The 10,741-nt window shown below is 66.9% G+C and carries 8 protein-coding genes; 5 read left to right on the forward strand and 3 right to left on the reverse strand.

Annotated elements, in window-relative coordinates; translation table 11 throughout:
• Positions 1 to 60: 60 nt before the first annotated feature.
• Positions 61 to 1,788, forward strand: a complete 1,728-nt coding sequence (locus PT015_RS24445) for an acyl-CoA dehydrogenase family protein (RefSeq protein WP_285187883.1) — start codon at positions 61 to 63, stop codon at positions 1,786 to 1,788.
• On the opposite strand, the gene PT015_RS24450 is transcribed toward PT015_RS24445, so the two are convergent.
• Complete coding sequence (locus tag PT015_RS24450) at positions 1,785 to 2,540, reverse strand: SDR family NAD(P)-dependent oxidoreductase (protein ID WP_285187885.1); 756 nt, start codon at positions 2,538 to 2,540, stop codon at positions 1,785 to 1,787. The genes PT015_RS24445 and PT015_RS24450 overlap by 4 nt on opposite strands.
• Positions 2,541 to 2,669: 129 nt before the next feature.
• On the opposite strand from PT015_RS24450, the gene PT015_RS24455 reads away from it, so the two are divergent.
• Genes PT015_RS24455 through PT015_RS24465 form a run of 3 tightly spaced genes read left to right on the forward strand, consistent with a single transcriptional unit; the run spans position 2,670 to position 5,793 of the window.
• Complete coding sequence (locus PT015_RS24455) at positions 2,670 to 3,422, forward strand: CATRA system-associated protein (RefSeq protein ID WP_285187887.1); 753 nt, start codon at positions 2,670 to 2,672, stop codon at positions 3,420 to 3,422.
• Between the two features lie 2 nt (positions 3,423 to 3,424).
• On the forward strand, positions 3,425 to 4,879 hold the full coding sequence (locus tag PT015_RS24460; protein WP_285187889.1) for a CATRA conflict system CASPASE/TPR repeat-associated protein: 1,455 nt from the start codon (positions 3,425 to 3,427) through the stop codon (positions 4,877 to 4,879).
• A gap of 14 nt (positions 4,880 to 4,893) precedes the next feature.
• Positions 4,894 to 5,793: an NAD-dependent epimerase/dehydratase family protein gene (locus PT015_RS24465; RefSeq protein WP_285187891.1), complete on the forward strand. Its 900-nt coding sequence runs from the start codon at positions 4,894 to 4,896 to the stop codon at positions 5,791 to 5,793.
• 65 nt (positions 5,794 to 5,858) lie between these two features.
• Here PT015_RS24465 and aceA read toward each other — a convergent pair whose 3' ends face one another.
• Positions 5,859 to 8,144: an isocitrate lyase ICL2 gene (gene aceA / locus PT015_RS24470; RefSeq protein WP_285187892.1), complete on the reverse strand. Its 2,286-nt coding sequence runs from the start codon at positions 8,142 to 8,144 to the stop codon at positions 5,859 to 5,861.
• Positions 8,145 to 8,387: 243 nt separating this feature from the next.
• Between aceA and PT015_RS24475 the strand changes: the two genes are divergently transcribed.
• Entirely contained in the window at positions 8,388 to 9,344 is a 957-nt protein-coding gene (locus tag PT015_RS24475) for an alpha/beta fold hydrolase (RefSeq protein WP_285187893.1), read from the forward strand.
• A 9-nt stretch (positions 9,345 to 9,353) separates the two neighbouring features.
• Here the strand turns inward: PT015_RS24475 and PT015_RS24480 are convergent, their stop codons facing one another.
• On the reverse strand, positions 9,354 to 10,700 hold the full coding sequence (locus PT015_RS24480) for a flavin monoamine oxidase family protein (protein ID WP_285187894.1): 1,347 nt from the start codon (positions 10,698 to 10,700) through the stop codon (positions 9,354 to 9,356).
• Positions 10,701 to 10,741 lie beyond the last annotated feature (41 nt).

Consider the following 10,741-nt stretch of genomic DNA (forward strand, 5'->3'; position numbering starts at 1 on the left):
GCTCCACTCTTCCTCAGACCGCTGGCGGCCCGCATCGTCGTGAAGCTAGATTCGACGCCCATGGGACTGCTTTTCGATCCGAACACCTATGACCCGACGCACTTCGACCCGGAAACCAAACGCCAGCTCAAAGCGGTGATCGACTGGTTCGAGGGCCGCGGCAAGGTCAGGCTGCTGCGCGACGACCTCGAGGCGACGTGGGTGTCGGACTTCCTCGACTTCATCAAGCAGGAGAAGGTCTTCGCGACCTTCCTCACCCCGTCGGAGTATGGCGGCGGCGACCCGAACAAGCGCTGGGACACCTCGCGCAACGCCGCGCTGAGCGAGATCTTCGGGTTCTACGGACTCTCATATTGGTACGCCGAGCAGGTGACGATCCTGGGCCTCGGGCCGATCTGGCAGAGCGACAACATCAAAGCCAAGGAGCGGGCGGCGGCCCAACTCGAGGCGGGTGGCGTGATGGCCTTCGCGCTGTCGGAGCGCGAGCACGGCGCCGACATCTACAACACCGACCTATTGCTCACACCGGCGAAGGATGACGACGAAGGGGTGGTGTTCCGGGCATCGGGGGAGAAGTACTACATCGGCAACGGCAACGTCGCCGGCATGGTGTCGGTGTTCTCCCGCCGCACCGACGTCGACGGCGCCGACGGCTACATCTGGTTCGTCGCCGACAGCGCGCACGAGAACTACGAGCTGATCGACAACGTCGTGCACGGCCAGATGTTCGTCAGCAACTTCCGGCTCAACGACTATCCGGTGCACGAAGAGGACATCCTGTGCACCGGGCCGGAGGCATTCTCGGCCGCGCTCAACACCGTCAACGTCGGCAAGTTCAACCTGTGCTCCGGCTCGATCGGCATGTGCGAGCACGCTTTCTACGAGGCGATCACCCACGCCAACAACCGCATCCTGTACGGCAACCCGGTCACCGACTTCAAGCACGTGCAGGCCAGCTTCGTCGAGGCCTACGCGCGGATCATCGCGATGAAGCTGTTCAGCGATCGCGCGATCGACTACTTCCGCAGCGCCAGCCTCGACGACCGGCGCTACCTGTTGTTCAACCCGGTGACCAAATCCAAGGTGACCTCCGAGGGCGAGGCCGTGGTCACGCTGCTGTGGGATGTGCTGGCCGCCAAGGGATTCGAGAAGAACACTTACTTCTGCGAGGTGGCCCGCCTGATCGGGGCGCTGCCCCGACTCGAGGGCACTGTGCACGTCAACGTCGCGCAGATCCTGAAGTTCATGCCGAACTTCATGCTCAACCCGGCGGAGTATCCCGAGATCGGCACCCGCAACGACCCGGCCGACGACACGTTCTTCTGGGCGCAGGGGCCGGCGCGCGGTGCGTCCAAGGTGCAATTCGCCGACTGGACAAAGGTTTACGACGAGCACGCTGCCATTCCGAACGTCGGGGTGTTCTACGAGCAGGCCCGCGCGCTCAAGGACCTACTGCTGACGGCGGCGCCCGATCCCGAGCAGATGAAGGATCTCGACTTCCTGCTCGTCGTCGGTCACCTGTTCACGTTGGTGGTCTACGGCCAGCTGATCCTCGAGCAGGCCGACTTGATCGGGCTCGACCACGACCTGGTGGACCAGATCTTCGAAGTCCAGATCCGCGACTTCTCCCAGTACGCCGTGGCGCTGCACGGGAAGTCGAGCGCGAAACCGGCGCAACAGGATTGGGCGCTGGCGGCCGTGCGCAGGCCCGCCACCGACTCCGACCGGTTCGACCGGGTGTGGGAGCAGGTGCGGGCCTACGACGGCGCTTACGAGATGCGGGCTTAACCTCCGGGGACGAAAGGCACGTCGTCCGGGGCGGCGTGCCGCGCGGCCAGCACCGCGCGGGCGGCGTCACCGATCGGAATGCGCAGCGGCAGTTGCGGTTTCTCGGCGGCGTCGGCGATCTCCGCCGCGACCTGCTCGGGTGTGATCATCAGGCCGCGCAACTCGTCGTCGCCGGCCACCCCCGCGTAGGGGTCGTCCTGAAGCGTGTAGGTCGTCACGTTGTCCAGCGCCCCCGAACTGACGGCGCCGGGCTGCAGCAGCCCGGGCTGGATGCCGAGCGGGCCGGCTTCGATCGCGAGGGCTTCGACGAGCGCCTCCAGCGCCCATTTCGTCGACGCGTAAGCCGCCCCGAGTGGCAGCGTGACCCGCCCGGCGACGCTCGACATGAACAGCAGCTTGCCCTCGCCGCGCGCCCGCATGCCCGGCAACGCCGCTTGTGCGACGCGCAGCGCGCCGACGGTGTTCAGGTTGAACAGGCGTTGCAACTCGTCGAGAGGAATCGCTTCCACCGCGGCGTAGAAGATCTCGGCGGGGTTGACGACCACGACGTCGACGTCGCCGGCGGCCTCGAATGCGGCGCGCACGCTCGCGTCGTCGGTGACGTCGAGCGCCAGCTTCTGGGCGAGGTCAAGCCCGTCTAGCGAATCCGTCTTGCGGGCGGTGCCAATCACGCGATGGCCGCGGCGGATGAACTCTTCGGTGATCGCACGGCCGATCCCGCGGCCGGCTCCGGTAACGAGGACGGTTGACATGGTGTTTCGCTCCTATCGGATCGGGGAATCTCGTCGTTCGTCGATAGTAAACCGATCGGTGTACTTGTTTGTTTCAAGCTAGCCGAGATTTCCGTGTGCAGCCACCCGAGGCGGACGTAATATCCCGCCATGGCTGCAGGCTTGCCGGCCGAACTGGTCGAGGAGACCGCGTTGACGCTCAGCAGCGTCAGTCAGGTCACGCTGCCGCCCGAGCATTGGCCGGCCGTGGAACGGACCCTCGCCGCCACGAACCTTGCCGTGGACACCAACGACGCCGATGCCCTGCGTGCGGCGCTGGACGAATTGCAGCGCTTCGGCCTGACGCCGCGCTACCGCGAGGACTTCCCCATAACGGGCGCCTCGCCGGTTGCTGACGCGCCACTGCCCGCCCCGCCGCCGATTCACGGCGCCCCGCCACCGATGGCCCCCGCCCGACCCGCCGGAGCCGGCCGGATATGGCTGGGCGCAGGTCTAGCGGCCGTCGTCGTGCTGGTGACGATCGCTGTCCTGGGCCTGCTGAGCTCCACAGAGCACAGCAGCGCTCCGCACCCGCAGTCCACGTCGTCGTCCCACACGGGAGCGACGTCGCCGACTGGCCCGACGTCGGCGAGTCCGATCGAGACGCCGACCCAACCGACCAGCAGTGGCGGGACTTCCGTCGCGGTCGGTCTGCTCGCGGCTGCTGCGGTGGTGCTCGCCGTTGTCGTCATCGTGGTGCGTCGGCGATCCCAGCGACACCATCCGCCGCCGGCGCATTTCGTCGATGCGGGCGGACCAGTCGCATGGCCGGTCCGACCCGCGACCACCTTTGCGCCCAATGAGCTGGTGGAGCTTGCCAATCGCACCGTCGACCGGCTCGTTGACAAGGGCGGAACACGGTGACGGTGGCGATCACCGATCAGGCACTGCATGTGTTGGTATTCGCCCGACTCAAACCCGAAACCGGTTATCGCGCAGAGGGTCTGACGGCCGCCTGGGCGGCTGCGGGGCAGGTCCGTATCTCGCAGCCGCTCGATACGGGCGTACCGATCGACCTGCCTGACGAGCTACCGGACGGCGACGTGTTCTTCCGCGTCGTTGCCGGCAAGGCCGGGGTCGAGGGCTCTGACAGCGCAATCGCCTTCGTCGCCCATGACGTGGTGGGAATCGTCGTCCGATTGAGTGCGAGTGGCAACGACGGCTGGGCCGAGCTGTCCGAAAGCTGGCGTGCCGCATTTGATCCCGGATCCTTCGGCGACTTGATGGGTGTCGTCGAGGTATTCCTCGGCGCCGCAGACCAATTGGCGGCAGACCGGCCGGAGGCGGTCGCGTCTGCGCTGGGCGACGAGGTGGGACTGGAGTCTTCCGCCCTGGTCGAGCCGGGAATCACGTTGTGGACCAAGGAGTTCGGCTGGGGATCGCGGGTGGTGGGACTCGCGGCCACCGCCGCCATTGCCACCGCCGAGTCGTGGTGCTCGATCAGCGGCACCCGTGAGGACGCCGGGCAGTTGGTGCGTTATTTCATGCACGCCAGCAAGCTTCGCTACGAGGCGAGCGTGTTCAAGCAGGACATCGACGAGTTGCGCCGACAGGAGCGCGCACTGGACGACGGCCTCGCCGAATTGTTCGCGCTGCACCAACGATTCGAGGCCGCCGGTGCGGGGGCCGACGAACTGATCGACGCGCAGAGTCGGCTGGGTCGTGCGCAGGGCGATGCGGCCGGGCTGCTGATTTCGATCACCCACCTGCGCGATTTGCGCCAGACCGTGGAGATCGCCGCGCACAACCTGCGCGCCAACGAGCCCGCCCAGATCGAGTCGACGGCGATCGCGCAGTCGTTCTTCGCCCGAGAACAGAAACTCGCCGAATGGCTCGACGGCCAGGCGGGTCACGAGATCGCGTATCTGCAGTCGTGTCGTGAACGGGTGGGCGAGGCGCAGAAGCTCACCGAGTTGCGCCTACAGCAGCTGTCGGCAGCGAACGCTCGAACGGCCAACTGGCTCAGCGTGTTACAGACCAGCCTGCTGGCCGCTCCGCTCGGCGCGCTGAGCGTGGCGACGACCCTGGGCACCCACATCACCGCGCCCGTGACCGTACGGGTGGCGGTGATGGCGCTGGTGGGGTCGATGACTTTACTGGCGCCGCTGCTCGCCTTCCGCTGGATTCACGGCTACCGCTGGCCGGAGATCGGCGGCGTCGCGGTGATCGGTGGCTGCATCGGCTGGGTTATCGCCGTCGCCGTATCGGCGGCGGCGCCGTTGACGATCGTCGTCGCCGCGGCGGTGCTCGGCGCGACGCTGTTGGGCGCGATCGCCGTTTTGGTGAACGGTCGTAGCAGTAGGATTTCGTCAACGGCCTGACAGAGGAGAGACCCATGCGCGGCAGCAAGATCCTGATCACCGGCCCCACTGGACAGGTTGCCGTTCCCATCGCCAAGGCGTTGGCGGCCGACAACGAGGTGTGGGGCATCGCCCGGTTCACCAACGCCGCGGCTCGCGAGGATCTCGAGGGCGCGGGCGTCCGGTGTGAGACGGTCAACCTTGCCGCCGGTGAGTTCGGTGATTTGCCAACCGATTTCGACTACGTGCTCAACCTGGCCGTCGCGAAGAGCGGCGACTGGGACAAGGACCTCGGCGCCAACGCCGAATCGGTCGGCCTGCTGATGGCGCACTGCCGCGGTGCGCAAGCGTTCCTGCACTGCTCGTCGGCCGCCGTTTACGACCCCCCGGGCGATGAGCCGCGCACCGAGCGGGCGGCGTTGGGAGACAACCACAAGCCACTGTTTCCGACCTACTCCATCTCGAAGATCGCCGGAGAGGTGGTCGCCCGGACCATGGCCCGGGCGCTCGGGGTGCCGACGGTCATCGCCCGGCTGAACGTGCCCTATGGCGACAACGGCGGCTGGCCGTTCTATCACATGGAGATGATGCTGGCCGGCATCCCGATCCCGGTGCCCGCCGGAGATGCGGCCAGTTACAACCCCATTCACGAGGACGACATCATCGCGACGATTCCGAAGCTGCTCGCCGCGGCGTCGGTGCCGGCGACGACGGTCAACTGGTGTGGCGACCAAACGGTCAGCCTGCAGGACTGGTGTCGCTACCTCGGTTCTCTAGTCGGCAAGGACCCGGTGTTCGAGGAAAGCCCACAAGCGTTGCGCGGCAACCCCACCGACGTGTCGCGGATGCACGAACTGGTCGGTGCCGGCACCGTCGACTGGCAGGAGGGACTCCGCCGCATGGCGGCGAAGTTCCATCCCGAGCTGGTTGGCTAGCTGAATGTGAATCTGACGACGCGACACGCCGGTGTAGCGTCGCCAGATTCACACTCGTGCAGCGGCTAGTCCTGCTTGGCGATCAGCTTTTTCAGCGCTTCGCGATCAGATGCCAGCAGCTCGTCGATCCGTGGCTGGTTCACATCGGCGACGATGATCTCGCCGACCTCCTGGTACACGTTGCTGAAAATGCCGTGCGACTTCATCTTTTCGGTCTGGTAGATGTTGTCCTCGGTCGGCGTCACGTAGTAGACGATCTCCGGCTTGAACCGGTGGATCAGCCACAGGTGGATGACGTCCATCAGCCGCTTCTGCCGCATCTTCTCGGCGAACGTGTTCTGGTCGCGCACCGTGAGGATGTTGCGCCCGTGCCGGTCCTTGATCGGGTCGACGACCACGTTGGCCAGCGGCTCGTCGGCGTTGTCACCGTAGATGCCCAGGTCCAGCACGTCCGAGCCGGCGCGCCGGGGGCGCAGCCGCACGGTCAGCGTCTCGCCGATCTTGTAGTGGTCGCCCCACAGCGCCAGCCACTCTTCCAGCAGCTTCTTCGGCACCTCGGTCTGCACCAGGTGCTGATGCTGGGTCGATCCCTCACCCATCGCCTTAGTCGTGGCGGTGCGACCGGACGACGCGGCCAGCGCGGCGTCGCTGCGCGGCCCGCCGACCAGCGTTTGCGGTGTGCGGTAAGGGGATTCGACCAGCCGCATCTTGCGTTGCAGACGAGCCAGCGCGAGCATGCCCTCCTGCCGCAGGGACGTCGCGAACTCCTCGGAGGCCACACCGTCGATCTGGTGGCCGCCGTAGGTGATGAAGTTGAAAACGAAGCCCATCTTGCCGAGTTCCTCAGGGAACGCCCGCATTTCGTCGTCGGTCATGCCGGTGGTGTCCCAGTTGAACGACGGGGACAGGTTGTAGGCCAGCATCTGGTCCGGGTACTCGGCGTGGATGGCTTCGGCGAACTCGCGGGCGTCGACCAGGTCCGCCGTCTTGGTTTCCATCCAGAGCAGGTCCGCAAACGGCGCTGCGGCAAGGGATTTGGCGATCGCATAGGGGATGCCGCCACGGATCTGGTAGTAACCCTCCGGGGTCTTGGCCAGCTCGCAGTCCCACGCGACGTTCAGGCCGAGCTCCTTTGCCTTCTGCTGGGCGGTGTACATCGGGGCCCGTTGGGCGAACGCCCGCCACTCGTCGGCGCTCATATCGCTGGATTCGCCGTCGTTGGCGTTGAATTCGAGCAACTCGGCGACGGCCTCGCCGTAGGTCATCAAGCCGGCGTCGAGCTGCCAAGCGTCGACGAACTTCGACTCGATCTCGTCGAACACGGCGTCGATCGACTTCTGCGCGTGGTCCGGCGACGCCGCGGCGTTCGCGATCAGCTCCACGACACCGTTGCGCTCCAGCCAGGCGTCGGCGGCGGCGTATTGCTCGTCCGGCAGGGCGTAGAGCAGATGCCCGTTGAGCTCGGTGAACCCAGACTCGTAGAAGCGTCGCACCATCGCCAGGAAGCACGACTTGTACGACGGGATCTTGAGATTCGTCGTCCCCAGCAGGAACGGTTGGTCGCGTTCGTCGGCGCGGCTGTCGAGCAGATTGGCGGCTTCGGCGTCGGTGCGGGCCACGATAATGCCCGGCACCCGCATGATGTCGAGCTGGAAGCGCGCGGTGTTGAGTCGCTTAATCTGCTCGTCCGACGGCACCAGCACCTTGCCGCCCTGGTGGCCGCACTTCTTGGTGCCCGGACGCTGGTCCTCGATGTGATAGCCCGGAACGCCGGCCTCGACGAAGCGTTTGACCAGGTTGCGGACGTGCGGATCACCACCGTGACCGGTGTCGGCGTCGGCGATGATGAACGGTCGGTAGTCGACCGCCGGTGTCCGCTCGCGCTGCTCATCGCTCATCCGTAACCGCAGGTACTGCTGGTTGCGGTCGGCGGTCAGCAGCGCCCGCACCAGGCCGGCGGCCTCGTCCGGCACCTGGGACAGGGGGTAGCTGGCCAGGTCGGGCCCGGGGTCTTCGCTGATCGAGCCCTTGGCCGAGGTGGCCCAACCGCCGAGATAGATGCCTTCTATCCCCATCCGCTTCATCGTCACCGCCTGCCCGGGCGAATACGGGCCGAAGGTGGTGATGCTCTTCTTCTGGGCGAACAATTCGCGGAGTCGGGGATAGAACGCCTCGGCGGCTTCGCGGGCGACGATGTAGTCCGACGGAATCGTGCCGCGCTGCTCGGCAACCTGGCGGGCGGAATACAGGCGGGTGATGCCGTCGAAGCGGGCGCTGTCCATGTAGGCCTGCGTCTCGGCCACGTCGCTCTCGAAGGTGTGCGTCGCTGCATCCGCCTCGATGGTGCTCATCTGTTCTCCGCTCCTCGGTTGCCGATTTGCCTGCTGGGGAGAGTCTATGACCGCCGCGTATCACGACGATTCAAAATCGGATGTCTGCCCTGCGACCGGAGCGGGCATACCGCTGAGGAGGCGTCGCTAAACCCCAGGACGACCGGAAAAATGTCGTCGGGGTCAGTTTTCGACAGACACCGGGCGGCGCGCTCGGATACGCTCTCCGGGCGCGGCGACGTTGCCGCGCATGAGGGGAGCGCTATGAGTTCTCTGCGAACGGCCCGCGCGCAGCAGTCCCTGCCCGTGGCTTTGCCGCCTAGTCGCACCGTGCCCGTGCGATCCGCGGACGGAACCCGGTTGCACACCGAAGTTTTCGGTCCCGAGGACGGTTATCCGATCGTGCTCGCGCACGGCATCACCTGCGCAATTCGCGTGTGGGCCTACCAAATTGCCGATCTGGCCCAGGATTACCGCGTGATCGCGTTCGACCACCGCGGACATGGCCGTAGCGAACGGCCGCGCCGGGGTGGATACAGCCTCAATCACCTGGCCGCCGACATCGACGCGGTTCTCGACGCCACGGTGAAGCCGGGAGAGCGCGCCGTCGTCGCCGGGCATTCGATGGGCGGCATGGCGGTCGCCGCCTGGTCCGACCACTACCGCCACCGAGTGCAGGCACGCGCAGATGCCGTCGCGCTGATCAACACCACGACCGGTGACCTCCTGCGCGAGGTGCGACTGCTGTCGGTGCCCCCGCCGCTGGCGGCGGCGCGGATCTTCGGTGGGCGCACATTGATCAACGCGTTCGGTTCGTTCACGGTCCCGCCAGGGGTCGGGCGGCTCAGCCGTGAAATGGTGGCGATGCTCGCGGTCGGCGCGGACGCGGACCGCGCCGTGGGCTCGTTGATCTACGAATTGTTCAGTGCCACTTCGCCTGCGGGCCGTGGCGGTTGCGGCAAGGCGCTCGCCAGCGCGATGGGACGACGGCACATCGATCTCAGCGGTCTGACCGTGCCGACCCTGGTGATCGGCAGCCAGCGGGACCGCCTGACGCCGATGGTTCAATCGCGCCGGATCGCCGCTGCGGCACCGAATTTAGCCGGCCTGGTGGAATTGCCGGGCGGTCACTGCTCGATGCTGGAGCGGCCGATGGAGGTCAACCGCGAACTGCGCGCACTGGCCGCATCGACCGCCGGTAGCAGGCGCATCAGCTCATAGGCGTCGCGCTTACAAGCGCGAGGCGACCTCGTCGGCGGCACGCTGCCCGGAACGCACCGCGCCGTCGAGGAAGCCGGTCCACTCGTCGGCGGTTTCGGTGCCGGCCCAGTGGATCGGTCCGATCGGGCGTCGCAACAAGGGCCCGAACCGGGTCCACGCGCCGGGCGGCACCGCTGCGGTCGGACCGCCGGGCGCGAATTCCTCTGCCCCCCAACGATGATCGACGTAGTCGATCGGCGCGCGCGCCTGCTCGCCGAACAACGCCGCGAAGCAATCCAGGGCACGTTCCCGTCGCTGCTCCGCTGGCTGCGTGTCGAACTCGCGAGAGTCGACGAATCCCAACAGGATTCCCGGCCCACCGGGGTCCGGGCTGACGTCAAACGTGATGAACACCGGACCGGTGTCGGACAGCGATTCGCCGGAGTAGCCCTGTTCGCGCCAGAAGGGGGTGGCATAGGCGACGTAGGCCTTGCTCAGCCGGCCCTGCGGCCACCGGGCGGGCAACTGCCCGTGCTCGGCGGACAGCGCGGGGCTGAACTCGATGACACTCCAGTGCTCGGGCGGCACGGCGACGATGACGAATTTCGCATCTGCTCGGCCCTTTTCGCTGGTGACAGTCACACCGCCGTCGCGGTACTCGATGCGCTGGACGGGTGATTGCAGCACCACACGGTCGCCGAGTTCGGCCGCTGCGGTGTCGGCGATGTGCTGGGTGCCGGCCGCGAACCGGTCCTGCTGGGCGCCGTTCTCGACGTCCAGCATCCGGTCCAGCCCACCGGCCGCGCGGGCGTAGCGGGCGGCGTGCAACATCGACACGTCGTCGGGTTCGCAGCCCCACGTCACCCGCGCCATGATGGCCAGCAGATTACGGGTCGTGCTGCCGGCGCGCACCGATCGCAACCACTGGCCCAGCGACATGCTGTCCAGCCGGGCGGCGTGCCGTGCGGTCCACGGCTCGGTGAGCGGGACGGTCTTGGCGATGCGCTCGAATTGCCAACGGACACGGCCGAGGTCGAGCAGACCGCCCAGCGACAGCCGCGGGATGGTGCCGCGGTAGGACCGCACCGCGCCGCGCCACCGGATGAGGTTGGCTCCCTCGTCGTAGGTCGGGATGGTCGTGATGCCCAGATCCGCGGCGAGCTTGAGCACCGCGTCCTGCGTCGGGCCGACGAACGTGCCGCCCATGTCCACCGGGACGCCGGCGACCTGACCGGTGTAGGAGCGTCCGCCGACGCGGTCACGGCCCTCGAGAACGAGCACGTCGTGACCGCGTTGGGCCAGTTCACGGGCGGCGGTGAGGCCGGCGAAACCGGCGCCCACGACGACGACGTCTGCAGTCCAGGTGGCATCAGGCATGCCCTTAAGTCAACCCCATCGCCGCTGCGTAATGTCAGGGT

The sequence above is a fragment of the Candidatus Mycobacterium wuenschmannii genome (genome assembly GCF_030252325.1).
In the GTDB taxonomy this organism is placed as follows: domain Bacteria; phylum Actinomycetota; class Actinomycetes; order Mycobacteriales; family Mycobacteriaceae; genus Mycobacterium; species Mycobacterium wuenschmannii.